The organism is Microbulbifer mixtoriginis (SeqCode) (assembly GCF_052467945.1).
In genome coordinates, this window is the sequence record NZ_CP174328.1 from 4,543,257 (window position 1) to 4,567,802 (window position 24,546).

General features: G+C 53.8%; 24 protein-coding genes and 1 pseudogene. 14 read left to right on the top strand and 11 right to left on the bottom strand.

Going from position 1 to position 24,546, the window contains the following annotated elements; translation table 11 throughout:
• Positions 1-7: 7 nt before the first annotated feature.
• Positions 8-1,099 carry a winged helix-turn-helix domain-containing protein gene (locus tag ACJJIJ_RS19720; protein WP_444938220.1) on the top strand — a complete coding sequence of 364 codons (1,092 nt, stop codon included), beginning with the start codon at positions 8-10 and terminating at the stop codon, positions 1,097-1,099.
• Here ACJJIJ_RS19720 and ACJJIJ_RS19725 read toward each other — a convergent pair.
• The 6 genes from ACJJIJ_RS19725 to ACJJIJ_RS19750 all read right to left on the bottom strand — a co-directional run bounded on the left by ACJJIJ_RS19725 (position 1,089) and on the right by ACJJIJ_RS19750 (position 8,208).
• Complete coding sequence (locus ACJJIJ_RS19725; RefSeq protein ID WP_444883550.1) at positions 1,089-1,793, bottom strand: DUF6515 family protein; 705 nt, start codon at positions 1,791-1,793, stop codon at positions 1,089-1,091. The two genes, ACJJIJ_RS19720 and ACJJIJ_RS19725, sit on opposite strands and share 11 nt — an antisense overlap.
• Positions 1,794-1,902: 109 nt before the next feature.
• A complete protein-coding gene (gene speB / locus ACJJIJ_RS19730; protein ID WP_444891520.1) occupies positions 1,903-2,775 on the bottom strand; it encodes an agmatinase in 873 nt (290 codons plus the stop codon).
• Between the two features lie 61 nt (positions 2,776-2,836).
• Positions 2,837-4,030, bottom strand: coding sequence for a carboxynorspermidine decarboxylase (nspC, locus tag ACJJIJ_RS19735; RefSeq protein WP_444938221.1), 1,194 nt, complete (start codon positions 4,028-4,030; stop codon positions 2,837-2,839).
• Positions 4,031-4,102: 72 nt separating this feature from the next.
• Positions 4,103-5,296, bottom strand: coding sequence for a saccharopine dehydrogenase family protein (locus ACJJIJ_RS19740; RefSeq protein WP_252084257.1), 1,194 nt, complete (start codon positions 5,294-5,296; stop codon positions 4,103-4,105).
• 70 nt (positions 5,297-5,366) lie between these two features.
• Complete coding sequence (gene speA / locus ACJJIJ_RS19745; protein ID WP_252085946.1) at positions 5,367-7,289, bottom strand: biosynthetic arginine decarboxylase; 1,923 nt, start codon at positions 7,287-7,289, stop codon at positions 5,367-5,369.
• Between the two features lie 232 nt (positions 7,290-7,521).
• Positions 7,522-8,208 (bottom strand): DUF6515 family protein, encoded by a 687-nt coding sequence (locus ACJJIJ_RS19750; RefSeq protein ID WP_252084258.1) that lies wholly within the window; start codon positions 8,206-8,208, stop codon positions 7,522-7,524.
• 305 nt (positions 8,209-8,513) lie between these two features.
• On the opposite strand from ACJJIJ_RS19750, the gene panC reads away from it, so the two are divergent.
• Positions 8,514-9,362: a pantoate--beta-alanine ligase gene (gene panC, locus ACJJIJ_RS19755; protein WP_252085947.1), complete on the top strand. Its 849-nt coding sequence runs from the start codon at positions 8,514-8,516 to the stop codon at positions 9,360-9,362.
• A gap of 13 nt (positions 9,363-9,375) precedes the next feature.
• Positions 9,376-9,762 (top strand): aspartate 1-decarboxylase, encoded by a 387-nt coding sequence (gene panD, locus ACJJIJ_RS19760; RefSeq protein WP_252084259.1) that lies wholly within the window; start codon positions 9,376-9,378, stop codon positions 9,760-9,762.
• 44 nt (positions 9,763-9,806) lie between these two features.
• Here the strand turns inward: panD and ACJJIJ_RS19765 are convergent, their stop codons facing one another.
• Entirely contained in the window at positions 9,807-10,724 is a 918-nt protein-coding gene (locus tag ACJJIJ_RS19765) for a polysaccharide deacetylase family protein (protein WP_444938222.1), read from the bottom strand.
• Between the two features lie 173 nt (positions 10,725-10,897).
• On the opposite strand from ACJJIJ_RS19765, the pseudogene ACJJIJ_RS19770 reads away from it, so the two are divergent.
• The 11 genes and pseudogenes from ACJJIJ_RS19770 (at position 10,898) to ACJJIJ_RS19820 (ending at position 20,572) form a co-directional block, all read left to right on the top strand.
• Positions 10,898-11,392, top strand: a pseudogene (locus ACJJIJ_RS19770) (2-thiouracil desulfurase family protein).
• A gap of 45 nt (positions 11,393-11,437) precedes the next feature.
• A complete protein-coding gene (locus ACJJIJ_RS19775; RefSeq protein ID WP_252084261.1) occupies positions 11,438-11,803 on the top strand; it encodes a cupin domain-containing protein in 366 nt (121 codons plus the stop codon).
• 260 nt (positions 11,804-12,063) lie between these two features.
• Entirely contained in the window at positions 12,064-14,001 is a 1,938-nt protein-coding gene (gene acs / locus ACJJIJ_RS19780) for an acetate--CoA ligase (protein WP_444883557.1), read from the top strand.
• Positions 14,002-14,144: 143 nt separating this feature from the next.
• The gene (locus tag ACJJIJ_RS19785; protein WP_444938223.1) at positions 14,145-14,561 is read left to right on the top strand and encodes a RipA family octameric membrane protein; all 417 of its coding nucleotides are present in this window, start codon (positions 14,145-14,147) and stop codon (positions 14,559-14,561) included.
• Between the two features lie 193 nt (positions 14,562-14,754).
• Positions 14,755-15,132, top strand: a complete 378-nt coding sequence (locus tag ACJJIJ_RS19790; RefSeq protein WP_444938224.1) for a VOC family protein — start codon at positions 14,755-14,757, stop codon at positions 15,130-15,132.
• A gap of 39 nt (positions 15,133-15,171) precedes the next feature.
• Positions 15,172-15,570, top strand: coding sequence for a DUF6632 domain-containing protein (locus tag ACJJIJ_RS19795; RefSeq protein WP_444938225.1), 399 nt, complete (start codon positions 15,172-15,174; stop codon positions 15,568-15,570).
• 134 nt (positions 15,571-15,704) lie between these two features.
• Positions 15,705-17,204 carry a catalase gene (locus ACJJIJ_RS19800; RefSeq protein ID WP_444938226.1) on the top strand — a complete coding sequence of 500 codons (1,500 nt, stop codon included), beginning with the start codon at positions 15,705-15,707 and terminating at the stop codon, positions 17,202-17,204.
• Between the two features lie 55 nt (positions 17,205-17,259).
• Complete coding sequence (locus ACJJIJ_RS19805) at positions 17,260-17,730, top strand: ankyrin repeat domain-containing protein (protein ID WP_444938227.1); 471 nt, start codon at positions 17,260-17,262, stop codon at positions 17,728-17,730.
• A 159-nt stretch (positions 17,731-17,889) separates the two neighbouring features.
• Positions 17,890-18,876 carry an SrkA family protein kinase gene (locus tag ACJJIJ_RS19810; RefSeq protein WP_444938228.1) on the top strand — a complete coding sequence of 329 codons (987 nt, stop codon included), beginning with the start codon at positions 17,890-17,892 and terminating at the stop codon, positions 18,874-18,876.
• Between the two features lies 1 nt (position 18,877).
• Positions 18,878-19,705 carry a serine O-acetyltransferase gene (gene cysE / locus ACJJIJ_RS19815; protein ID WP_444938229.1) on the top strand — a complete coding sequence of 276 codons (828 nt, stop codon included), beginning with the start codon at positions 18,878-18,880 and terminating at the stop codon, positions 19,703-19,705.
• A 72-nt stretch (positions 19,706-19,777) separates the two neighbouring features.
• A complete protein-coding gene (locus ACJJIJ_RS19820; RefSeq protein ID WP_444938230.1) occupies positions 19,778-20,572 on the top strand; it encodes a GNAT family N-acetyltransferase in 795 nt (264 codons plus the stop codon).
• Positions 20,573-20,613: 41 nt separating this feature from the next.
• On the opposite strand, the gene epmA is transcribed toward ACJJIJ_RS19820, so the two are convergent.
• The 4 genes from epmA to ACJJIJ_RS19840 all read right to left on the bottom strand — a co-directional run bounded on the left by epmA (position 20,614) and on the right by ACJJIJ_RS19840 (position 24,203).
• Positions 20,614-21,567, bottom strand: a complete 954-nt coding sequence (gene epmA / locus ACJJIJ_RS19825) for an EF-P lysine aminoacylase EpmA (protein ID WP_444938231.1) — start codon at positions 21,565-21,567, stop codon at positions 20,614-20,616.
• Positions 21,568-21,619: 52 nt separating this feature from the next.
• Positions 21,620-22,192 (bottom strand): elongation factor P, encoded by a 573-nt coding sequence (gene efp, locus ACJJIJ_RS19830; RefSeq protein WP_444883564.1) that lies wholly within the window; start codon positions 22,190-22,192, stop codon positions 21,620-21,622.
• A 332-nt stretch (positions 22,193-22,524) separates the two neighbouring features.
• Positions 22,525-23,319, bottom strand: a complete 795-nt coding sequence (locus ACJJIJ_RS19835; protein WP_444938232.1) for an aldolase — start codon at positions 23,317-23,319, stop codon at positions 22,525-22,527.
• A 173-nt stretch (positions 23,320-23,492) separates the two neighbouring features.
• Complete coding sequence (locus ACJJIJ_RS19840) at positions 23,493-24,203, bottom strand: iron-containing redox enzyme family protein (protein WP_252084274.1); 711 nt, start codon at positions 24,201-24,203, stop codon at positions 23,493-23,495.
• Between the last annotated feature and the right edge of the window lie 343 nt (positions 24,204-24,546).

Consider the following 24,546-nt stretch of genomic DNA (forward strand, 5'->3'; position numbering starts at 1 on the left):
TGACACCATGCTGTCAGAGCAACAGGTCCGCGCACTGGTGTTGGAGCGTCAGTTTATCCACAGCCCCTGGAAGGAGGGGCTCCCCGCCTTAATAGCGCATCTCGGCGCGCTGCAATTGGATGCCATCCAGCGCATTACCCGTGCACACCACCACCAGCTGTACAACCGTCTGCCCGGTTACCGTGAGCCAGACTTAGCCGAAGCGGAACAGCGCCGCGAAATTTTTGAATACTGGTCCCACGCCGCCGCCTATATGTCGATGGAGCACTACCCCTATGCTCGGGTGCGTATGGATCGTATCCGCGCTGGGCAGCGCCACTGGTATGAGAAGAATGCCAAACTGTGCCGCTATGTGCTGGATCGGGTGGGCGCTGAGGGACCATTGCGGGCCAGTGATTTCGTACGCACCAAAAGCGGTTGGTGGGAGTGGTCCGATGAAAAGAAAGCGCTGGAGCAGCTATTTCACGAGGGTGAGCTGATGGTCAGCCACCGAGTGGGTTTTCAAAAGGTCTTTGATCTCCCCGAGCGGGTATTGCCGGCAAATACGTCGATCAGCGCCGCTACCGAACTGGAATACGGCAGTCACCTGGTACGCACTTTTCTCGGCTGCCAGGGCATTGGCCGCCCTGAGGAAGTCGCCTATCTACGTCGTGAAGACAAGCCCCTGATTCAACGGGCCATCGAAAATATGCTCACCACTGGTGAGCTGACTTCTCATGGCAAAGAGTTGATGCTGACAGAGCAGCTGGAGCAGAGTCCGGCGCGGCCAGCGCGCAAGGTGCGGCTGTTATCGCCTTTCGATCCACTAATACTACAGCGCAAGCGCCTGAGCCGGCTATTTGAATTTGAATACCAGTTGGAGTGCTATGTCCCTGCAGCCAAGCGCCGCTATGGCTACTTCTGTCTGCCGATTTTATACGGCGATCGTTTTGTGGGGTTGGTGGACTTGAAGGCCGATCGGGATGCGGGAGCACTGCGTATCGAGACTCTGCACTGGTTGGAAAAGCCCGGTGTCTCGCTGGAGGCGAGCTTTCACCGGGCCTTGGGTCAGTTCGCCCGCTTTCACGGGCTGGAAAGTGCGGCGGCGCTTACAGCTTGACCACCACATAGACTTCCTGGCCATCGCGTTGGGTCGGCATAAAGTAGTTGCCGCCATAGCGGTAGTATTGGATGCCATTGATCACTTCAGCCGCGTAGCCTTTGGGCAGCGTCTCCAGGACCTGACCGGGCTGGAAACCTTCTGGGCCAGGATCCGGGGTTGCGGGGACTGTCGCCGGTGCCGCGGTTGGAGCTTGAGTAGGCGCCGGAGTTGCAGCGACTGGTGCTGGAACCGTAACCACTGGTGCCGGAGCTGGAACGACCGCCACCGGTGCTGGAGGCGCTACTACCACATAAGTGCGGGTAGCCGGTACCCACTGGTAATAGGCATCGGCATACTGGTAGTAAGTGACGCCGCCCACTTGTACCGGCACGGCTCGGCTTGGCAGTGTTACCACTGAAGCGCCCAGCGGCGCATTAACGACGACGTAACCCCTTGGGCCATGACGGTAGAAGTGTCCGCCGTGGTAGTAATAGGGACGCCCGCCAACGGCAACCCGTACATGATTGGTGGGTAGTATCGGGGCGATAAAGCCAATGGAAATGCGGCTGCCGCCATGGTAGTGACCGTGGCGATGATGATGGCGGTGCTCCCCCCAGCGATCGTAGCCACGGGCGTCTGCAGATGGACTAAAGGCAAAAGCCGCCAGTGCAATGAAGGCACTGGCGCCAAGAACGATATTCAGCTTATTCACGATCTCTCCAGCGAAGTGATTACTCACATCGACATACTAACCCTTAATCTGACAGCAATGACAGGTTAATTGGTTAAGAATTGTCAAAGTGCTGGAAAGCGAGGCTGCCTCAGCGGTTGCGCTGAATAATCCCCATCAGTTTGTACATCAGCTGGGCAGCGGCGAAATCATAGGCGTGGAAGCCGTCAATTGGCGCGAATTCCAGTACGTCAAAACCGATAATCTGGCGTTGGCGCGCCACGGATTCGAACAGGTTGAGGGTCTGGTACCAGCCCAGACCGCCGGGTACTGGAGTGCCGGTAGAGGGAAACACCGAAGGGTCCATGCCATCTACATCCAGAGTAAAGAAGACTTTCTTGGGGAAGTTTTCTGGCAGCTGGAATTCCTGCACGTTGTTGGGCACTAGCTGATGGGCGTCCAGATAGCCGACGTTGTAATCCTTGCGCGCCTGCATCTCTTCTTCGCAGTAGGCGCGAATCCCCAACTGGAACAAGGGCACGCCGGCCTCTACCACCAGGCGCATCACACTGGCGTGACTGTGCTTGTGGCCCTCATAGCGGTCGCGCAGGTCGGCATGGGCGTCGATCTGCACCACACCGAAGTCGGTTTCACCGGCATCCAGCAGGCCTTTGATAATGCCCCAGGTTACCGAGTGTTCGCCGCCGATGCCCACTGGCATCTTACCCAGTGCCAACACCTCCTGGGTCGCTGCGGCGATATTGTCCATTACCTGCTCTGCAGCGTCGGAAACCGAGACCGGCGGGCGGGTGTAGATACCTAGCTCACAGGGTGAGGAGAAGTTGTCGAAAGTTTCCAGCTGCCAGGAGGCCTCGAGAATGGAGGCCGGGCCCTTGCCAGTGCCGCCCCCGTAGGAAACAGTCTCCTCATAGGGGATGGGGATGATATGAAAGAAGGCGTCCTCGGGCTTGGGTTGTTCGATTTCGGAGCCCAGGAAGATGGGGTAATCGTTTTCTGGCTGCATCTATGTGTCCTCTGGCGGCGGGGATTGTACTGTCCGCCGCATCACTATCTTGTTGGGGCTTTCAGGAGAGGCGCTCTTTGAAGTCGTCGTAACCGAAGCTCTTGATGATTTTCAGGTCGTCGGTCTCTGAGTTCCACAGGGCGATGGAGGGCAGGGGGATGCCATTGAAGGTGTTGGTTTTCACCATGGTGTAGTAGGCCATTTCCTCGAACACCAGGCGTTCTCCTACCCTAAGCGGGTTGTGGAAGCTGTACTCGCCGATGCTGTCGCCGGCCAGGCAGCTCTGCCCGCCCAGGCGGTAGGTGTGGGGCAGTTCGCCGGGGCGCGCGGCGCCGGTGATTTCCGGACGGTAGGGCATCTCCAGAACATCCGGCATATGGCAGGTGGCGGAGGCGTCGAGAATGGCCTGGTTTTGGCCGTTCCAGGCGGTATCCACCACTTCTGTCACCAGGATGCCGGCGAACAGGGAAATAGCCTCACCGGGCTCCAGGTAGACCTGCACACCATATTTTTCAGAAAAATTGCGCACGGCGGCAATCAGCTCGTCGACCTGGTAATCGCGGCGGGTGATATGGTGGCCACCGCCAAAATTGATCCACTCCATCTGCGGGATCAGGTCGCCAAATTTCTCTTCCACGGCAGCGATGGTGCGCTCCAGCGGTTTGAAGTCTTGTTCACACAGGGTGTGGAAGTGCAGGCCGCTAATGCCCTCCAGCGACTCATCGTCAAACAGTGAACGCACGATACCCAGCCGTGAGCAGGGCGCGCAGGGGTCGTAGAGGTCGGTGTGGCCTTCGGAGTGCTCTGGGTTAATACGCAGGCCAAAGCGCAGTTCCGGGCGCTGCTTCTGCATATCCAGGCACAGTCCCCGGTAGCGTTTCCACTGGGAAAAGGAGTTGAAGATCACGTGGTGGGCGAACTGCAGAATTTCGCGTAGTTCATCTCCTTTATAGCCGGCACTGAAAACATGGACTTCCTTGCCCTGGTCGCGCCCGCCGTACTCTTCAAAGCCGAGTTTCGCCTCAAACAGGCCACTGGCACAGGTGCCCGACAGGTATTCAGCAACAATTGGACCGGTGCTGAACATGGAGAACGCTTTCAATGCGGCCAATACTTTGGCGCCACTGCGTTTCTGCACATCGGCCAGTAGTGCCAGGTTGTCGCGCAAGGCGATTTCATCGACCACGAAACAAGGAGAGGGTACGCGGTAGGGGTCAAAGTGTCCGAAGTAGTCTAGGCGGGGAGTGAGATCCATAGGGAGCTTCTTTATCCTGCTGCGCGGGATGGGCGCCAGGGCCCATCCCGAGGGGTATGGAAAAGTGCGGAATTACTGGAAGGGCTTATCCAGCCAGGTTTCCTGCCAGGGCAGGCCGTACTTGTTCAGGTCGTCCATAAAGGGGTCCGGGTCCATCTGCTCCATGTTCCACACGCCGGGCTTCATCCACTTGCCTTCCAGCATCATCTTGGCGCCGATCATTGCCGGTACTCCAGTGGTGTAGGAGATGGCCTGGGACTGTACCTCTTTGTAGCAATCCTGGTGATCGCAGGTGTTGTAGACGTAGTAGATCTTCTCTTCGCCGTCTTTGCTGCCGCGGATAATGTTGCCGATGCAGGTCTTGCCTTTGGTCAGCGGGCCCAGGCTGGCGGGGTCTGGCAGCATCGCCTTGAGGAACTGAATGGGCACAATTTCCTGGCCTTGGAACTGCACCGGTTCGATGCCGGTCATACCGACGTTTTGCAGTACTTCGAGATGCTTCAGGTAGCTTTCACCAAAAGTCATCCAGAAGCGCGCGCGCTCGATTTCAGGGAAGTGCTTGGACAGGGACTCCAGCTCTTCGTGGTACAGCAGGTAGATGTCTTTGTCGCCGATGCCTTCGGGGAAGTTGAAGACACGCTTCTCTTCCATCGGCTTGGTGGTTACCCACTGGCCATTTTCCCAATAGCGGCCGTTGGCGGTAATCTCGCGGATATTGATTTCCGGGTTGAAGTTGGTGGCGAAAGGCAGGCCGTGGTCGCCGGCGTTGCAGTCGAGAATATCCAGGGTGTGGATACGATCGAAGTGGTGCTTCTTGGCGTAGGCGGTAAATACGCTGGTCACACCGGGGTCAAAACCGCTGCCGAGCAGGGCCATCAGGCCGGCTTTCTCGAACTTCTCCTGGTAGGCCCACTGCCACTTGTACTCGAACTTGGCCTCTTCCGGCGGCTCGTAGTTGGCGGTGTCCAGGTAGTGCACGCCGGTTTCCAGGCAGGCATCCATGATGTGCAGGTCCTGGTAGGGCAGGGCCACATTGATGATCATGTCCGGCTTCACTTTTTCGATCAGCTTGACCAGTTCGGGTACGTTATCCGCATCGACTTCGGCGGTATCAATTTTCCGCGGCAACATCTTCGCGATCTTGTCGCACTTGCTCTTGGTGCGGCTGGCGAGAGTGATGTTTTCAAATACTTCAGGAACTTGTGCGCACTTGTGCGCAACTACCTGGCCGACGCCGCCGGCGCCGATGATCAGTACGTTGGCCATAAAGATCTCCTTAGTCTGCGGCGTTGGCCGCCGCTATCTTCTTAAAGGCTTGCCGCCTTATTTTTTAAACTTACTTTTCGAAGTAGGTGTAACCGCTCATGCTGGCGGTATAGGTATGCAGAATCTGCTTGCGCTGGGCAGCGGTGATCAACCCCTGTTTCACAGCGCGCTCCGCCAGGCGGCGGAAACGCTCGAAAAGTTCTTTGGGTTGATATTCTACGTAACTCAGCACGTCGGAAATACTGTCGCCGTGAATCTCATGGCTGAAGTCGATACTGCCGTCCTCCTGGATACGTACACTCACCACGTTGGTATCGCCAAACAGGTTGTGCAAATCGCCCAGAGTTTCCTGGTAGGCCCCCACCAGGAAGGTTCCGAGGATATAGTCCTCGCCGTCTTTCAGTTCGTGCAGGGGCAGGGTTTTCTGCTCCTTCTCGCGACCGATAAAGCGGTCGATCTTCCCGTCGCAGTCGCAAGTGATGTCGGCGATGATACCCGAGCGGGTCGGCGCCTCGTCCAGGCGATGGATCGGCAGTAGCGGGAATACCTGGTCGATGGCCCACATATCCGGGATCGACTGGAAGACGCTCACATTGGCGTAGTAGATATCCGACAGCACCTCTGGCAGGGCCTGCAGGTCAGCGGGTATTACTTCGGCTTCGTCGAGGAGTGCGCGAATTTCCTGGGCACCCTGCAGGAACAGGTTCTCCGCATTGGCGCGCTCGCGCAGGCTCACCTGGCCGTGCAGGTACAAAGAACGCACTTCGTCGCGATAATAAAGGGCGTCGTTGTAGCTCTCCTGAAGGTTTTTGGGGGTGATGCTACTCACCGCATCCTGCAGATTGAGCAACATCTGGTGATCGCCGTCGCTGATCTTGGTGTGCTCCAGTTCCACCGGTTCGAAGCGGGTGGTGTCGAGCACATCGAACAAAAGCACTGAGGAGTAGGCCACGGTAGCGCGGCCGGACTCGGTGATAATCACCGGGTGGGCAACCCCTTCACTGTCGAGAGTCCCCATAATGGCCTCCACGACATCCACGCAATACTCGTCGAGGGAATAGTTCTTGGAGTGGGTGTAGTTGGTCTTGGTGCCGTCGTAGTCCACCGCCAAGCCACCGCCCAAGTCCAGATAGCCCATGGGAGCGCCTTCTTCCACCAGATCGGCGTAGTAGCGGCAAGCTTCCAACACTCCAGTGCGAATATCGCGAATATTCGGTACCTGCGAGCCCAGGTGGTAGTGCAGCAGCTTGAGGCAGTCGAGCATATTGTGGCTGCGCAGCTGGTCGACCATGGCAATCAGGTCGTTACTGCCCAGGCCGAAAATGCTGCGGTCGCCACTGGTGGCGTTCCAGTAGCCGCCCACCTTGGAGGCGAGTTTCACCCGCGCGCCGATATTGGGGCGCACCTGCTCGCGCTCTGCGCAGCGGATGATGGTTTCCACTTCCGAGGGCGTTTCTACCACGAAGAAAATCTGTACACCCAGGCGCTGCGCCTGCAGGCCGAGGTTGATAAATTCCTCGTCCTTGTAGCCGTTACAGATGATCAGAGATTCGGTGTTGTCCAGAATGGACAGTGCAGCGATCAGCTCCGCCTTGCTGCCAGCCTCCAGGCCGTGGTTAAAACGGCGGCCGGCGCTGGCGATCTCCTCGATCACCTGGCATTGCTGGTTGACTTTGATCGGGAAGACCCCGCGAAAAACATTACCGTAGCCGCAATCTTCGATGGCGCGGGCAAAGGATTCATTAATGCGGGCGATCTGTGCATCGAGCAGATTTTCAATGCGCAGTAGTAAGGGCATGCCCAGGCCGCGCTCGGTGGCGCCGCGGGCGATCTCCATCAGAGAGACACTTTGGGATTCCCCTTTGGGACCCTCGACCAGGACCGAAACTTCACCGTCTTGATTTAAATCGAAATAGCCGGCGCCCCAGTTGCGGATGCCGTAAAGTTCGGCAGAATCGTCGCAGGTCCAGTTTTTTACTTGTTGCTGTTTCATGGCGCCTTTCCGTTGATCTGTGGCGGGCGCGAATCTTGGGCCCAGCAGTGCTGGAAAGCAATAACTATAGATAAAAAAACGTTGATTTTTTTCCCTGTAAAAAACTAAATATTTATTCGGTTTTTTTCTGGCTTCAGCGCGCTTTACGATGAGGAATTCTTGTGGAAATTTAGCCGCGAAATAAAAAAGCGGTCCGAAGACCGCTGAAGCTTGGGGGGATGGAATAGGGTGGTTAAAACAGTCCGGGATTGGGCACAACGCGGTAGCCGCGTCGCCGGTCATCCCAGCGGTAATAGGTGTCGTAGGCTACGTAGTAGTTGTAGCCACCGACAACCACTGTCAGGGCCGAGGCCGGTAAGCTATGCACGATGGCGCCGTGGGGCGGACGGGTTACCACATAGCCGTGAGAAGCCGGGCGGTAGAAAATACCTTCGCTATAGTAGAAGCCGGTGGCGCCGATGCTGACACTGACAAAATTTTGCGGTAGGTGGCGCCAGCTGTAGCCGTAGCCGTAATGTGCCGGGCGCCAGCGAGGACGATGCCCATGGTGTCCACGGCGATAATGGGGTCTGTGCACCGCGCGGTGCTCGTGCCGGTGGCCTGTGCGGTGGCCGCGGCTATAGCCATCGGAGTAACCATCTTTGTAAGCGTGGCGGACTTCTCGGCGATGTCTGCGCTCCTCTCTACGCTCTCTGCGTGCTTCCTTGCGCTGTCTGCGCTCTTCTCTACGATGTTCTCTCTCGTGCTTGCGATTATGATGTCTGTCGCGTTCCATGTGACGCTGCTCGCGATGGGCTCTTCCCTGTCCGTGGTGATCGTGGTCCATTGCCCGCTGGTGTCCCCTATGTACTTCGGATATGGCAGGGGTTGCCAGGAGCAATAGGCCCGCGGCGGCGATGGCAGTAGTGAGGTGTCTCATGGCAGCGCTCCCGAGCACGGATGGCTCTTTGATGTCGTTTAAAGTCGTTTGTGGATCTTGGCGGGCAGTTTGCCCTGGCGGGTATGAACACTTCCTGAACTCTGTGCGATAACCTGAGGTGGGGGAGAGGTGTGGTGGGATAATTTGTAAGTGACTTGGAATCCGGCTGATATGACCTAGACGTGGTCTGTGAGCTATCAGAGATGTCGTGGAAAAAACCTGGGGATAGCGGCACTTTTGCTAAGTTGAGACGCCTCGTCTCAGCGAGTATGATGCCGCGCTGATACATAGTGAGCGGTAGAGAGATGCAAGTCTTCCACCACGTAGCCAGCCTGCGCGAGGCGCTGGCCAAAGCCCGAGCAGACGGCAAGACCGTGGGCTTCGTGCCCACCATGGGCAATCTGCACGACGCCCATATCGAGCTGGTCAAGTTGGCCCAGCAGCACTGCGACCTAGTAGTGGTATCGATCTTCGTCAACCGCCTGCAGTTTGGCCTGAATGAGGATTGGGACAAATATCCGCGCACTATGGAGCGGGATATGGCCCGGTTGCGCGAAGCCGAGTGCGATTTCCTGTTCCACCCGGATGAGAACGAGATTTATCCCAACGGTATGGACCAGCAGACCCGCGTAGTTTGCCCGGCCATGACCGATGTGCTTTGTGGCGCGAGTCGCCCCGGTCACTTCGAAGGGGTGACGACGGTAGTCTCCAAGCTGTTTAATATTGTGCAGCCGGACAAGGCCGTATTTGGCATCAAGGACTTCCAGCAATTGGCGGTGATTCGCCGTATGGTCGAGGACCTGTGTATTCCGGTGGAAATCATTGCTGCGCCGGTACACCGCGAGAGCGACGGTCTGGCTCTGAGCTCGCGCAATGGCTATATCACTGCCGATGAGCGTCCCAAGGTGGCGGTGCTCAACCAGTCACTGAATTGGGTTAAAGATGAAATCGTGGGTGGGCGCCGGGATTTTGCCGACCTGGAAAAAGAGGCGCGCCAGCGTATCGAAGACACTGGCTTCCGCGTCGACTATTTCTCCATCTGCTACAGCAAGGACTTACAGCCGGCGGCTGATGACGATAAACAAATTACGATTCTGGGGGCGATGTACACCAGTGCCGCGCGCCTGATCGACAACGTATCCCTGGAACTCTGAGGGGCATCCAACCATGCAAATTGAAATGTTGAAGTGCAAACTGCATATGGCCGCGGTGACCCAGGCCGAACTCTGGTATGACGGCTCCTGCGCAATTGATGAAGATCTGGTAGAGCTGGCCGGTCTGCGCGAATTCGAAAAAATCGATATTTACAACGTGAGCAACGGCGAGCGCTTTCACACCTATGTGATTCTGGCCGAGCGCGGCTCCGGTATTATCTCCATGAATGGTGCCGCTGCCCGCCGTGTACAAGTTGGCGATCGTATTATTATCGCTTCCTATGCCCAGATGACAGAGGCAGAGGCCGATAGCCACAAGCCCAAGCTGGTCTACCTGGATGAAAGCAACAAGGTAGAGCGCAGCACTAATACCATTCCGGTTCAGCTCGCTGAAGCCTGATTCTCTCCGTTACAGGGCTTTGTGCCCTGTAGTATCCCTGACATTTAGTGATCAGACATCAATAACACTTCCTGATTGAACCTCTTTTCCAGGTAGGACTCATCCAGGGTGTAATGCCAGAGATTTTTCTTTTGCCCTTTAGCAAGGGCGATTTCGCCGATTCTGCCAGGATTGTATTTAATCGGTTGGTCGAGTTGGTATTTGGCGATGGGATCTTGATAGGCCTCCTGCAAAGAAATTATTTCCCAGCCTTCCCGCTGCAGGCGACGAGCTAAATCGTCAATAAACAACGCCGTAATGTCCATTTCATGTAACAGTAGGACGTGCTTGGGTGAGCGCCCGAGATATTTGCTCGCCATATCGTCGTAGTAATTAATACTCGCCATAAGAACGTCGACATAAAACTTTGAGAGTCTCTCCATATCAACCGGTTTCCCGACTTTCACCGCCGCTTGGAAAAGCTCTTCGATATACCAGTCGTAATTATTTAAGGTGATATAGGCATTTTGGTAATTATTTTTCTGTAATAGATTTCGCATGCCATCCCGTTTTTCGATAGTTTCTCCCTCGCGCAGGTAGGGAAAGCGGAAATAGGGTTTAAAATTCTCAAATTGTTGCAGTAGATGATGGGCTTGTAAAAAATCCGACTGATAGACGGATAGCTCTGTCTCAAGAAAGTTGGGATGGCTATGGGTGTGATTGCCAATAATATGCCCGGCCTTGTTGTATGTGCCTATTCTCTCTAGGCCTTCCTGATTCAGTGATTGCGTGGTGGCAAAGAAGGCTACTTGTCCAATTTTGTGCTTTTCCAGGTTCTCAATTAGTGTTTTTGCTCGAGTTGGTCCGTCAAAGTAGCCATCGGCTTTGCGGGGGGCATCGTCAAGCGTAATCGCCAATTGTTTGGCATTAGCTACAGGGATTGTTAACAGGCTGATAATCAAAATCAGTATAGAGCGCAGCATGATTTATTTCTCTAGTGGATTTGTTTAGGGGGCCTTCGCTTAACCTGGATTTATTTGTCTTACTTTTCCGGCTTTCTATCTTAATTTACTTGCTGGGCAACCTTTATGCTCGTGTAATCTAAGTGATCTTTAAGCATTATTTTCTATTGTGTACATTTTGACCGCAGGTGTATATGAACAAAATACTAGTGAGTGCTTGTCTCCTGGGGTGTGCCGTGCGTTATAACGGTAGTGATGTTGAGGTCCATAACAACGATTTTGATTGGTTTATAGAAACCCAGGATATCGTTCCTCTGTGTCCGGAAGTTGCAGCCGGATTGCCTATACCCAGAGATCCGGCAGAGATTTTCGGCGGTAGTGGTGCTGAGGTTTTAGCGGGCACGGCCAGAGTTATAGGAATTGATCATAAGGATCTGACAGATTAATTTATATGGGGAGCGGACGTAGCCCTGAGCTTGTGTCGAGATCAGGATATCAAGTTTGCGGTGCTTACAGAAAACAGCCCATCCTGTGGTTCGAACTTTATTTACGATGGCAGTTTTTCAGGAGTGAAGAAAAAAGGAATTGGAATAGTGGCTGCCCGTCTAAGTGAATCGGGGATGTTGGTTTTTAGTCAGCATACTGTTGGAAGCCTCAGAGACTTAGTTGAGATCTCACGTTTGATATAGTTTTAATTAATAAGTGCTTTCTTGCTTAGGAGGAAAGGATTAGAAATGCGCTATAAAGTCATTAATTTTAGAGAAAAGCTAGCAAAGTTCTCGGACCATTGGTCTCCTAAGGTCATCGCGGAGATGAATGATTACCAGTTCAAGCTGGTAAAGATACAAGGAGAGTTTACCTGGCATGATCATCCCGATACGGATGAGGTTTTTATCGTTGTCTCAGGACAAATGGAAATTGAGTTTCGCGATAATACTATCTGTTTGGGTCCTGGGGAGATGGCTGTGGTGCCCAAAGGCGTGGAGCACAAGCCAAGGGCTGAACAGGAGTGCGAGATTTTACTGGTTGAGCCCAGAGGCGTTGTGAATACTGGTGATGCCGGAGGTGAACTGACCGCGGATAATAATATCTGGATTTAATATCCGGTAAATTGCCCAGGGCTTAATCGATAATTTTCTGTTGTTAGTCAACCTTCTGGCCCCTTGTTGTTTTAGCCGTCCCCAGTGGGTGAGGAATGGACGAATTATCTTGTACCGTGTGAATGTTTCCTACTTTTCAGCTCTGCCAGCGGTGGGGGGATTGTTTCACCCAGGCAATGCTATAAAGTGAGTCGAATAAGACCCCATAAATTCAGAATTCTCTAGGCCAAGGTGCCACGCTAATAATAAGGGAGAAGATGATGTCAGATGTGCATACCCGCCCCATACCTGCCAAGTTTGCTGCCAATGCTCTGATTGGCGCTGAAGACTACGAAAAAATGTATCGACAATCGGTGCAAGATCCAGAGGCATTCTGGGCTCAGCAGGCCAAGGATTTTCTGCAGTGGGAAAAATCTTTTACCCAGGTGCTGGAGGAGGATATGCACCGAGGGCATACGGCTTGGTTTGCCGATGGTCAACTCAATGTCACGGTGAATTGCATCGACAGACACTTAGCTAGCCGCAGTGAGCAAACCGCCATTTTGTGGGAGGGAGACGACCCTGCGGATAGTGTGGCGATTACCTATCGCACTCTGTATGACAATGTGTGCCGCTTGGCGAACCTGTTGAAGTCTCGTGGAGTGAAGAAAGGGGATCGGGTTTGCATTTATATGCCCATGATTCCCGAGGCGGCCTATGCCATGCTCGCCTGTGCCCGTATTGGTGCGGTGCACTCGGTTGTGTTTGGCGGTTTCTCGCCGGTTTCGCTAAGGGATCGCATACTCGACTCTGATTGTCGCTTGGTGATTACCGCCGATGAAGCGATTCGAGGGGGTAAGCATATTCCCCTCAAGGCTAATGTAGATCAGGCCCTGTCTGAGTGCCCCAGCGTTCATACGGCCATTGTGGTAAAGCATATCGGCGCCCCAGTGGACTGGGATAGTAAACGGGATATCTGGTATGCGGATGCCATCGCAGAAATGGATGGCGACTGTGCACCAGAAGTCGTCAGCGCTGAAGATCCGCTGTTCATCCTCTATACCTCCGGTTCCACCGGCAAACCAAAAGGGGTGCTACATACCACCGCTGGTTATTTGCTGATGGCCACTATGACTTTCAAATATGTATTTGATTACCGGGAGGGTGAGGTTTTCTGGTGCACCGCGGATGTCGGTTGGATTACCGGACACAGCTATATCGTTTACGGTCCCCTGGCTGCAGGAGCCACCACGTTAATGTTTGAAGGCGTGCCCACCTATCCGGATGCCTCACGTTTTTGGCAGGTTGTGGATAAACATCAGGTCAACAGCTTTTACACTGCGCCCACGGCGATCCGTGCATTAATGGGAGCGGGGGATGCGTTTGTCACCAGTACAGAACGCAGCTCCCTGCGACTATTGGGGACCGTGGGTGAGCCAATTAATCCAGAGGCCTGGGAGTGGTATTACAAGGTAGTCGGTGATGAGCGCTGCCCTATTGTGGATACCTGGTGGCAGACGGAAACCGGCGCTCATATGATCACACCGCTACCCGGTGCTATGGCGCTTAAACCGGGTTCCGCCACAAAGCCTTTCTTTGGTGTGCAGCCGGTGTTGTTGGATGGGGACGGCAAAGAAATCGAAGGTGCGGGAGAAGGTGCTCTGGCGATTAAAAAAAGCTGGCCCTCGATGATTCGCGGAGTATATGGCGATCGCCAACGTATGATTGATACCTACTTTTCTACTTATCCCGGTTATTACTTTACTGGCGATGGTGCGCGCAGGGATGCGGATGGTTACTACTGGATCACCGGGCGTATCGACGATGTGTTGAATGTTTCTGGCCACCGCCTAGGCACCGCTGAGATCGAGAGTGCCCTGGTGTTGCACCCGGACACCGCAGAGGCCGCAGTGGTGGGTTATCCGCATGATATTAAGGGTCAGGGTATTTATGCGTTTGTTACCCTGAAATCAGGGCGGGAACCCAGTGAAGCCTTGCGGCAGGCGTTAATTGAACTCTGCTCCAAAGAGATAGGGCCTATTGCCAAGCCGGATGTCATTCAATGGGCGCCGGGCCTGCCTAAAACCCGCTCGGGAAAAATTATGCGGCGTATTCTGCGCAAGATAGCCTGTAATGAGTTGGATAACCTTGGAGATACTTCCACCCTGGCGGACCCTGCAGTAGTTGACGATCTACTGGCACATCGCGAAAATCGCTGACCTGAATTTAGCGCAAGTACTATTCCCTGGTGGCGCGGCTGTTGGGGGCTGTAGAAAAGCCGGGCATCGCCCGGCTTTTTTACTGTTATCGGTGTCATCGCGCGGTGGTTCAAGGCCAATAAAATGACTCAAGGAGAAAGAGTTTGGAGCAGGTAAAGTATCTTTGTGAGCACTATCGCTTTGCAGCTGACCAGCGCCTCAAGGTTTTTAATTTTTTTGTTGTACTGACCATGTTCGTGGAAGGGGGGATTTTTACTGCGGTGGAGAAAAATTTTCATCCGCTGATATTGGCCCTGCTCGGTGGTTTTGTGATGATCCTGGTAACCGTATTCTGGTTGATGGATGTTCGTAGCCGCGAGCTGCTTAGGTTAGCGGTACCCGCCCTGCAAAACCTTGAGCAGCAGTATCCCGAAGAGGCCAGAATTTTTTCCAATGACGCTATCCGCCGCGGGGAAATTGCACGTTACACTTTTGCCTACCGTGTACTTTTGGTCGGCCAGCTTATCTTTGGGTTTGGCGTGGCGGCTTATGGGCTGTATCACTGGCATATCACTCCTTAATCTTTCCTAGCAATACTGGTACGGCAACTTGGTGACAGAATTTGTTGGGTTGCCGTTGAACTCTACACAGATAATGTATCCCTTCGTGCAGTAAAACCCGTCACGATTTCACTCCGATTAAGGTCTATTGCTTTCTCCTGGACTATCTTGCAGGTTGGCGGTGAAGCCAGCGAAAGAAAGGGAAAGTTAATCCATGTTGGATCACATCAGAATACCAGTCGAAGATTTTGCCCGTTCCCGTGACTTTTATCGCCAGGCCCTGGCGTGTTTGGGGTATGAATTGGTGATGGAGTTTGATAACTCGGCAGGTTTTGGCTGGGCGGATAAGCCAGAATTTTGGATTCGCGGCGATGAAGTCAGCAGGGCTCAACTACATATTGCCTTTCGTGCAGAGGAACGTGAGGTAGTGCGTGATTTCTATCGAGCCGCATTGGCAGCGGGTGGTACCGATAATGGTGTACCGGATATCTATGAAGAGTATCACCCGGATTACTACGCAGCCTATGTACTCGATCCGGATGGCAACAATCTCGAGGTTGTTTGTCATTTGCCCGGCGATTTGCAGGAATAATTCAGGTAGTTGCTTAGCTAATAAATGAGAGACCTTGCTATGGATGATGCTGTCCGCGCCAAGTATCTGCCTATTGCACTGGTAGTCGTAGGCCTGATCTTTATATTTGCCATTTATCCGATGATGATGTGGGTATGGCCATCTGGGTGGGGGTGGACCCCTCGGCAGCCGGAATACGAGCAGATGATTATGGGGATCTATGCAACTTTGGGTGTTTTTCTTATTCGCGCGGCAAAAGATCCCACAGCCAATGCCAGCCTGATTTGGTTCACTATCTGGTCCAGTTTGGTGCATGCCACCATTATGCTGTTTCAGGCACTGTATGATCGCACTGAGCGAGCGAATTTGTTGGGAGATATTCCTGCGCTTTTTTTGGTGGCACTTGTGCTCTGGTATCTGATGCCAAAGCATCACTTTAAAAAAAGTGAAAACACGTGAGGGGAAATTTTATAGCCAGTGCGGCTTATTAATCCCAACTATAAGAGCGATAATAAGGTCTAATTTCCCGCTGTTTATACTCGCCTATAAGCTCTGCCCCTGTAATAGAAACAATTTTAGGGGTGGACTTGCTGATGAAATATCTTCCTTTATTTGCATTAACTATCGGCCTGATAGGTGGTGCCAATGCTGAGACATTGACTCGTGATAACGGCGCACCAATAGGTGACAATCAAAATTCACAAACTGCGGGAGACAATGGTGGGAATCTACTGCAGGATGTACATCTGATCCAGAAATTACAGCGTTTTGCTCGTGAGCGTATCCCAGAGCGGGTTGTACATGCGCGCGGCACAGGAGTGCACGGCGAATTTGTAGCTACAAAGGATATCAGTGACCTGACCCGAGCGGCGGTATTTGAGGCGGGCAGTAAGACACCGGTCTTTGTACGCTTCTCAACGGTAATCCATTCCAAAGGCTCGCCGGAAACCCTGCGTGACCCCCGTGGATTTGCCACTAAGTTTTATACCGACGAGGGCAATTGGGATCTGGTGGGCAATAATCTGCCGGTATTTTTTATTCGTGACGCGATTAAATTCCCGGATCTGGTGCATTCCCTGAAACCCTCTCCGGTAACTAATCAGCAGGATCCGAATCGCTTTTTCGATTTCTTTAGCCATGTACCAGAAGCCACCCATATGCTCAGCTGGGTTTATTCCGATTACGGTACACCGGCTAATTTACGCCAGATGGATGGCTGGGGTGTTCACGCCTATAAACTTATTAATGATAAGGGCGAAGTACATTATGTGAAATTCCATTGGGAAACCCGCCAGGGTATTAAAAACCTAAGTGCGGAGGAAGCGGCTGAAATCCAAAGTAAGGACTTCAGTCACGCAACTCGTGACATGTATGCCGCAATTGAAAAGGGCGAATACCCACAGTGGGATCTGTATATTAAAGTTTTGAAACCCTCGCAGTTAAACAGCTTTAATTACAACCCACTGGATGCCACTAAAATGTGGCTGGACATAAAAGAAACCAAAGTCGGCACCATGACGCTCAACCGTGTGCCCACTAATTTCTTCCAGGAAACTGAGCAAGCCGCATTTGCGCCAGCCAATCTTGTTCCCGGTATTGAGCCATCTGAAGACCGCCTGCTGCAGGGCCGCGTGTTCTCTTACTCCGATACTCAAATGTATCGCTTGGGTGCGAATCACCAGCAATTGCCGATTAACCGCCCTCGCGCTGCGGTAAATAACTGGAACCAGGATGGTGCGAGCAACTACGGTCAGCAGGCTTCAGACGTGAACTATCAGCCGAGCCGCATTGATGCACGCAAGGAGGACCGCAAAGGCCTATATAGCAGCAAAGTGCTCACTGGCAGCACCCAGCAAAAGGCCATTGAAAAGAGACTGCCCTTTGCCCAGGCGGGTGCTTTCTATCGCAGCCTGAGCCCGGAAGAGCGTCAGAACCTGATTGAAAACCTCGCCGGCGATCTGGGTAAAGTGCGCGATGAAAATACCAAACACATTATGCTGAGCTACTTCTACCAAGCTGACAAGGACTACGGTCAACGCTTGACCAAAGCGGTTGATGGAGATCTGCGACGCGTACAACAATTGGCCTGGTAATTTTACCGACCAGCGGGCGGCAGCCGTCGCTCGCTTAATTCCTACAGGTGAAATTATGAGAACACACTTATTCGCACTACTCTTTCTCACCCTGGGGGTTCAGGCGGGGGAACCGGAAAAAACGAAATCTGATTTTACCGAGCTCTCTCAATATTTCTTTGCCGCTGCCAGGATTGGTGATACTGAGGTGCTGCGAGAATTTTCCGTAGCCGGATTTCCTCTGGATATTCGCAATCCAAAAGGCTACACGGCACTAATGATTGCTACTTACAATGGCCATGGGGAAGCTGTGGATTATTTGTTGCAAAATGGTGTGGATGCCTGTGCACAGGATCGCCGTGGCAATACCGCGTTGATGGCGGCTATTTTTCGTGGTGAGTTTGCCTTGGCAAGAACCCTGTTAAGGCAGGACTGTGATTCGCAACAGGTCAATAGGGCCGGCCATTCGGCAGCGGATTTTGCCGAGGTCTTTGGTCGTGACCAAATGGTTCAGCTATTGCAGCAACAGCGGTCAAGTGGCGGCTAATATCCGCGATTCAGGGAGTGGTTCTGGTTAGTGCCATCACACGCCACTTCGCTTCTATAGCCTCTTTGAGTGCTGTTAAAGCTGTGGAGTTATTCTGTGTTTGTCCCTGCCCCCGCGAGCGCGTTAGCATAGCCAACCGATATTCAGTTGGTACCCGCTATGACCCAGAGCCATCATCCCTATGAAGCCCTAACGCCGGACGTGGTGATTGACTGTGTCGAGAGCACCGGGCTGATTTCCGATGCGCGTATTTTTCCCTTAAACAGTTATGAAAACCGGGTCTACCAGGTGGGCATTGAGGGCGCCGAGCCATTGATCGCCAAGTTTTACCGCCCCGGTCGCTGGAGCGATGAGCAGATTCAGGAGGAGCACGGCTTTACCCTGGAGTTGGCCGAGGCGGAGATCCCGGTGGTGTCGCCGATGCAGTTCGATGGGCATACCCTGATGGAATCAGCAGGTTTTCGCTTTGCCCTGTTTCCCCGCCGTGGAGGGCGCCAGCTGGAGCTGGATAATTTCGAGCACTTGGAGCAGGTGGGCACTATGCTCGGGCGTATCCACGCAGTGGGTGGCGCCCAGCCCTTTAGTCATCGTCCGACACTGACCCTAAAGCACTTCGCCATCGACAGCCGTGAATTTATCCTGAGCGGTGATTTTTTGCCGCGAGAAAACCGCGAGGCCTACGCCTCGGTAACCGGGCACATTATTGAGCAGGTCGCCCCGTTGTTTGAGCGCGACTGGGAATTATTACGTCTGCACGGTGACTGTCACAGTGGCAACTTCCTGTGGCGCGATGAGACGCCCTGGTTTGTGGATCTGGATGACTGCCTGATGGGGCCGGCGATCCAGGATATCTGGATGCTAATTTCCGGCAATCGCGCCGAGCAAACCGCCTACCTTGATGCGGTGCTCGAAGGTTATGAAACCTTCTATAGTTTTGATCCTCAGCAGTTGCAGCTGGTGGAGCCACTGCGCTGTCTGCGCCAGATGCACCATGCTGCTTGGCTGGCACGCCGCTGGCAGGATCCGGCTTTTCCCCAGGCATTTCCCTGGTTTAACACGCCTCGCTATTGGGCGGAACACATACTGGCACTGCGTGAGCAACAATCGGCACTACTGGAGCCACCTCTGACACTGGGAGCGGTTTGATATGGAAGAGTCCACTCTGAATACTTCATACACAGAGGCAAATTCGGATTTACTGTGGGAGCGAATTCGCATCGAAGTGGCACAGCAGGTTGAGCGCGAACCTATCCTGGCCAGCTTCCTGCACGCCACTATTCTCAATCACAGCTCTCTGGAGGCGGCCCTCAGCTTTCATCTGGCCAACAAGTTGGACAATGTCGTGGCGCCGGCACTGCTGATCCGCGAGGTAATTGATGAAGCCCTGGCAGCCGACCCGGATATAGGTCGCGCCGCACGTGCAGATCTCAATGCTACTTATTTGCGCGACTCGGCCTGCAATTCCATGCACGAGCCCTTCCTCTACTTCAAAGGGTTTCACGCCCTGCAGGTGCACCGGGTGGCACATTGGCTGTGGCGGCAGCAGCGTCGCTCGCTAGCCATGTTTTTACAGCACCGGGTCTCGGTGGTGTTCAGTGTGGATATTCACCCTGCGGCAAAAGTGGGGGAGGGCATCTTGCTGGATCACGCTACGGGTATTGTGATCGGTGAGACTGCGGTGGTGGAAGACAATGTTTCCATCATGCAGTCGGTAACTTTGGGGGGAACCGGCAAGGAGAGTGGCGACCGCCACCCCAAGATTCGCTGTGGTGTTCTGATTGGCGCCGGCAGCAAAGTGCTGGGCAATATTGAAGTGGGCGAATGTGCCCAGGTGGCTTCAGGCAGCGTGGTATTAAAGCCGGTACCGGCAAAAGCTCTGGTGGCCGGTGTACCTGCCAAGGTGGTGGGGCCGGCGACTTGCGCTCAGCCGGCAATGTCGATGGATCAGTGCGCGCTTTCGCAAGTGGAAAAGTAGTGATCGCGACCTCGCCTTGTGCGGGGTTTTCGTTCTTTCGGGAGTTGGATAAACGGAACTATCCTTGTACCCATGAAATACAGTCTCAGCGCCAAAAACCTTGTCTGCCGCAATCTAGAGGCTCACGCCAGTTATTGTGCAGGCTTGCTCAACCCCAATCACACCAAAGAGATTACCGGTATTGTGCGCAGCGATACCGGCCTTTTGTCAGGTGCCCTCAATCAGGCGGTTTCCAGTGCCGTGATACAACCGCGCATACTACAGCGATTTGCGCTGGACTATTTTGTCGAGCGCCACAGCGCATTTACCTTGTGGCACAGTGCCTCCAAGCCTCTGGATGATGAGGCTCTGGTGCAGCTGGGATTGCAGCGCAAGCAATCATTGGTGGCTATGGCCGCAGAAATTGAGCGCCTGGCGGTGCAGGGTGCTGCGCAGACAGTGGATGGGTTGGTGGTGTCCCCGGTAAAAAAAGAAGCACTGTCCGAATATGCACAAGTGCAGGCAGCTGAGTGTGGCAGCGCCCTTGAGGCTGCGGAGCTGAAAAAATTTTATACGGCGCTGGCGGAGATTCCCGAACAGCGCCGTGCGCGGCTCAGGTTCTTTTTAGCGCGGCTACAGGATACTCCTGTGGCGGCGGGCTGTCTGTTTGCCTCCGCCGATGCCCTGGGACTCTACGATCTGGTGACTCTGCAAGACTACCGAGGGCAGGGGATTGGTCGGGCTCTGTTTCACTATCTGCTGGAGCAGGCTCAGAGCAGTCATCACCGCAGTCTAGTGGCGCTGGTACCTGCGGAACGTCAGCAGTTGCCATTGGATTGCGGCTTTTTTGCTGTGGGCGAGGTGGCGTGCTATGTTTACACGCCTTGAGGGGGCTGATCAGTTTGTTGTTCTATAGAGTCTAACGAGGGTCAAGCGCGTTCAATAGGAAAGGCGACCACCTCTTCGATGGTTTTGTAACCACCGGCCAACATCAATAAACGATCCACACCAAGTGCCACACCGGCACACTCCGGCATCCCCGCCCGCAATGCCTCCACTAATCGCTCCTCATAGGGATAGAGATTGAGGCCGTGCTTTTGGCGATAGGCATGGTCCGCTTGGAAACGACGCAGCTGTTCCGCACTATCGGTCAATTCCCAATAACCGTTGGCTAGCTCCAATCCGCCCACATAGGCTTCGAAGCGCCTTGCCACTGGGGTGCCACTTTCGTCGGGAAGCACCTTGGCAAGCGCCGCTTGGTCTGCGGGGAAGTCGTACAGCAGCGTAATACCCTCACCCATGGTGGGCTCCAGGCGATGGCTCATCAGCAAGTCCAGACATTCGCTGCGATCAGCGGGGCTGAAGGCCAGGTCCATCTCCTTCTCGACACAGCGGTGTAAGTCACTATCGCTGGCGTTATGGGGGTCCAGCTGTAATTCGCGCTGGAACAACTCCCGATAGCTGAGTAACTGCACTTGTTGGATTTCTAGTACTTCGCTCAGTAGATCGGCCACTTCGTCCATCAGGCGTCGATCATCCCAGCCGCAGCGATACCATTCCAACATGGTGAATTCCGGGTTGTGGCGGCTGCCTGCTTCACCTTGGCGAAACGCCTTGCCCAGGTAGTAGCAGTCGCCGAAACCGGCGGCCAGCAAGCGCTTCAGCCCAAACTCTGGGCTGGTGGCCAGGTAGGCGTTGTCACCACCGCATTGGGTGGGAATGGAATCGATATGTGGGTCGCTGGTAGCGCGGCGTGAAAGCACTGGCACTTCGGTTTCCAGCACCTTGCGGACAGTAAAAAATTGGCGAATTTCAGCCAGTAACGCGGCGCGATGGCGCAGGGCTTCAATGGTGGCGCTAGGACGCCAGAGGTTAGAGGTCATGGGATTGGCTCAGGCGACGGACGGCCGGTGGCCGCCCGCGAGAGGTGGGAAATTAATCTTCTTTGGCGCGGCCCAGGTATTCACCGGTGCGGGTATCTACTTTGATGGTCTCGCCGATTTCCAGGAACAACGGCACTTTAACCACAGCGCCGGTAACCAGGGTAGCCGGCTTGGTGCCGCCCTGGGCGGTATCGCCGCGCAGGCCGGGATCGGTGTCAGTGATTTCCAGAATGACGTGGTTGGGCGGAGTGACTGCCAGCGGAGAACCGTTGTACAGGGTTACAGTGCAGATATCCTGCTCTTTCAGCCATTTGGATGCGTCGCCCACTGCGTCAGTGCTGGCCTGATGCTGTTCGAAGGTTTCGGGCTCCATAAAGTGGAAGAACTCTCCATCGTTGTAGAGGTATTCCATCTCGCGGTCCATAACATCTGCGCCTTCCAAGCTTTCGCCGGAGCGGAAGGTGCGCTCCCAAACTCGGCCGGTTTTCAGGTTGCGCAGTTTAACGCGGTTGAATGCCTGGCCCTTGCCAGGTTTGACGAACTCGTTTTCTACAATCGAGCAGGGATCGCCGTCGAGCATTACCTTGAGGCCGCCCTTGAATTCGTTGGTAGAGTAATTAGCCATAGCAATTAGAGCCCTTATAAGTCATGTATCTCTATGATTTTTAACGAGTTTTCCCCTCACAAAAGCCCGGCCGCGGCCCGCTCCAGCCCTGGGAATCCCGTGCGCTCCCGCCATAAATGGTAGCTGCAGGCGACTCGTTAGGCCGCGGCGCAGAGACTTTACCTGCGGCCCTGAAATGTTGGGGCGAGATTATACAGGAGGGCGGCGGCTTGAACGACTCCGTGCGGCGATTTGAAGAGTTGTTATGGCCGCTTGTACAGATCTTGGCTGGAGCTGCTTGCGAGCCCGCAGGTTTGGGCCCGCGGACTGAAAAAAGTAGCGGTGGCTGTGTATTAGCCAAGCGGATTATCGTTGCTTTTGTCGATATCCCGCAGCAGGCGTCTGGCATAGTAAGCGAAGGTAGCCTGACTGCGTTTTTCCTGCAGGATCCAGTCGTGGGCTTCGCGGCCGAGTTCCGGTTTTATATCCTGAATGGTGCCAGAGGACTCCGCCAGCATTTGCAACTGGGCGGCGCGCTCGCACTGGAGGGCCATGGAGCAGGCTTCCTCGACGGAGCGGCAGGCAATGATCAGGCCGTGGTGAGCGAGCAGAATAGCGCGCTTGTCACCGATCGCTTCAGCAATCAACTCGCCCTCGCTGTTGCCCACCGGCACGCCTGGCCACTCCTTGAGGAAGGCGATGTCGTCGTACAGCATGCAGGCGTCCATGTGGGAAATTTTCAGTGGGCGCTCCAGCATGGACAGTGCAGAGATATGAATTGGATGGCTGTGCACTATGCACTTAACATCCGGACGTGCACGGTAAATCCAAGTATGGAAGCGGTTGGCAGGGTTGGCCATGCCGTCGCCGGAAAGGACTTCGAGATCTTCGTTCACTTCCAGCAAGTTGGACGCGGTAATTTCATCAAAACCCAGGCCCAGGCGCTGGGTGTAATAATTTCCTGGTGTTTCTGCTCGGGCGGTGATCTGTCCGGCCAGACCGGAGTCGTGTCCGTGGGCAAAAAGAATACGGCAGGTGAGCGCAAGTTTTTCACGCAGAGTCCAATCGGGCACGCCCAGATGCTGCTTCATGGATTCGCTGGCTCGCTCAATCAGCTCGCTTTTATTCATTGATAGTGTTTCAGCCATTTTTAACTCCAATATTTACGGCACAGAATGTTCACCGGTTGCCGTGCGCGGTGGAACTCTGGGAAAGTGCCGTTCAATCTTTTTAATTTTTTGCAGTAAGCACAGTGATTTCACTGTGGTAAATACATCCCTGTATTGTGCCCAGCCACAATAAATGGCCGGGCAAACACGGCTTAGGCGGGGATCGCTTGGGGCTGACTCTGTTTCGAGGTGCGGTAGGCAGTTTCGATAGAATCGAAGAATTGTTGACGGGCCTGTACCAGACGGCGTCCCGCATCGAGCATGACATCAAGCTGGGAGGCATCTTTACTGCCGATATCGACCATAATATCGCGGATGGTTTCAGCATGGCCGTCGTCGCATTCGATATGCAGCAGAAAGAAAGTTAACTGTTCGTCTGCCACGCCGCGGGCGCGGAAGCCGGCTACGATATCGCTATAAAGGTCTGGTACCAGTGCCTCTGCGCCCAGGCATAGTGCGCCCAGTCCCGAGCTGGCACGCAGGTCGCGGCAGTGTTGGAACATAGTGTCGATCAGGTGCTGGGTGCCCGGCAGAATTTCTGCATTTTCCAAGCTCAGACCAAAATGCTCGAGAGTCTCGCGGTAAATCTCAGCGTGGGGCTTGGGGCTGTCGGGTTCCAAACCCAGTTCTTCCATCAGGTTTTCAGCCAGCTCATGTACTTCTTGATTACTGGGGAGGTTGGCCATCATCGCACACAGGTAACGTACGAAGTAGCTGCTGTAAATTCCCTGTTGGACCAGGAAAATTTTCAGCTCTTCCATGGTTATAGAGCCATCGCGGCAGCGCTTGAGGAATGGGTGAGCACGAGTTTGCTCAATCAGTAAATCTTTATTTGCCTCAAGTAACTCAAGCTGCATTTCCATCGAATTATTCCTTTATGTAATTCCATTTTTATTGGACGAGGAAGATGTCCGGTTTATTTTTTTATTGAAATTCGAGTGCACTGAATTCAAGAAAGACAAGGTTGTTATCGCTTTGTCTTTGGTTAAATTAACACCGTATTAACCCTGTTGTGAATGGGGGAATTGTGAAGATTTTCCTATGGAAATTTGTATGAGTAGTAATATTTTTATGCTGGTAGTTATTTTTTTGTTAGTAACAACTTTTATTGATTCGGAGTGATTTTTTACTTTAGTGGTAGTGAAGTCGTTACTTCGCTTGCAGCGCAGGCTGTGCGCCTATATTGAAAGGGCGATATTGAGATTT

Excerpts from the sequence above, each read along its gene's own strand:
- ACJJIJ_RS19790 (WP_444938224.1), top strand. The coding sequence starts at position 14,755 with ATGTTGGATCACATCAGAATACCAGTCGAAGATTTTGCCCGTTCCCGT.
- efp (WP_444883564.1), bottom strand. The coding sequence starts at position 22,192 with ATGGCTAATTACTCTACCAACGAATTCAAGGGCGGCCTCAAGGTAATG.
- ACJJIJ_RS19740 (WP_252084257.1), bottom strand. The coding sequence starts at position 5,296 with ATGGCCAACGTACTGATCATCGGCGCCGGCGGCGTCGGCCAGGTAGTT.
- nspC (WP_444938221.1), bottom strand. The coding sequence starts at position 4,030 with ATGGATCTCACTCCCCGCCTAGACTACTTCGGACACTTTGACCCCTAC.
- ACJJIJ_RS19820 (WP_444938230.1), top strand. The coding sequence starts at position 19,778 with ATGAAATACAGTCTCAGCGCCAAAAACCTTGTCTGCCGCAATCTAGAG.
- ACJJIJ_RS19810 (WP_444938228.1), top strand. The coding sequence starts at position 17,890 with ATGACCCAGAGCCATCATCCCTATGAAGCCCTAACGCCGGACGTGGTG.
- ACJJIJ_RS19775 (WP_252084261.1), top strand. The coding sequence starts at position 11,438 with ATGCGCTATAAAGTCATTAATTTTAGAGAAAAGCTAGCAAAGTTCTCG.
- panD (WP_252084259.1), top strand. The coding sequence starts at position 9,376 with ATGCAAATTGAAATGTTGAAGTGCAAACTGCATATGGCCGCGGTGACC.
- ACJJIJ_RS19750 (WP_252084258.1), bottom strand. The coding sequence starts at position 8,208 with ATGAGACACCTCACTACTGCCATCGCCGCCGCGGGCCTATTGCTCCTG.
- ACJJIJ_RS19800 (WP_444938226.1), top strand. The coding sequence starts at position 15,705 with ATGAAATATCTTCCTTTATTTGCATTAACTATCGGCCTGATAGGTGGT.
- ACJJIJ_RS19720 (WP_444938220.1), top strand. The coding sequence starts at position 8 with ATGCTGTCAGAGCAACAGGTCCGCGCACTGGTGTTGGAGCGTCAGTTT.
- ACJJIJ_RS19840 (WP_252084274.1), bottom strand. The coding sequence starts at position 24,203 with ATGGAAATGCAGCTTGAGTTACTTGAGGCAAATAAAGATTTACTGATT.
- acs (WP_444883557.1), top strand. The coding sequence starts at position 12,064 with ATGTCAGATGTGCATACCCGCCCCATACCTGCCAAGTTTGCTGCCAAT.
- ACJJIJ_RS19795 (WP_444938225.1), top strand. The coding sequence starts at position 15,172 with ATGGATGATGCTGTCCGCGCCAAGTATCTGCCTATTGCACTGGTAGTC.
- ACJJIJ_RS19835 (WP_444938232.1), bottom strand. The coding sequence starts at position 23,319 with ATGGCTGAAACACTATCAATGAATAAAAGCGAGCTGATTGAGCGAGCC.
- epmA (WP_444938231.1), bottom strand. The coding sequence starts at position 21,567 with ATGACCTCTAACCTCTGGCGTCCTAGCGCCACCATTGAAGCCCTGCGC.
- panC (WP_252085947.1), top strand. The coding sequence starts at position 8,514 with ATGCAAGTCTTCCACCACGTAGCCAGCCTGCGCGAGGCGCTGGCCAAA.
- ACJJIJ_RS19765 (WP_444938222.1), bottom strand. The coding sequence starts at position 10,724 with ATGCTGCGCTCTATACTGATTTTGATTATCAGCCTGTTAACAATCCCT.
- ACJJIJ_RS19805 (WP_444938227.1), top strand. The coding sequence starts at position 17,260 with ATGAGAACACACTTATTCGCACTACTCTTTCTCACCCTGGGGGTTCAG.
- cysE (WP_444938229.1), top strand. The coding sequence starts at position 18,878 with ATGGAAGAGTCCACTCTGAATACTTCATACACAGAGGCAAATTCGGAT.
- speA (WP_252085946.1), bottom strand. The coding sequence starts at position 7,289 with ATGAAACAGCAACAAGTAAAAAACTGGACCTGCGACGATTCTGCCGAA.
- speB (WP_444891520.1), bottom strand. The coding sequence starts at position 2,775 with ATGCAGCCAGAAAACGATTACCCCATCTTCCTGGGCTCCGAAATCGAA.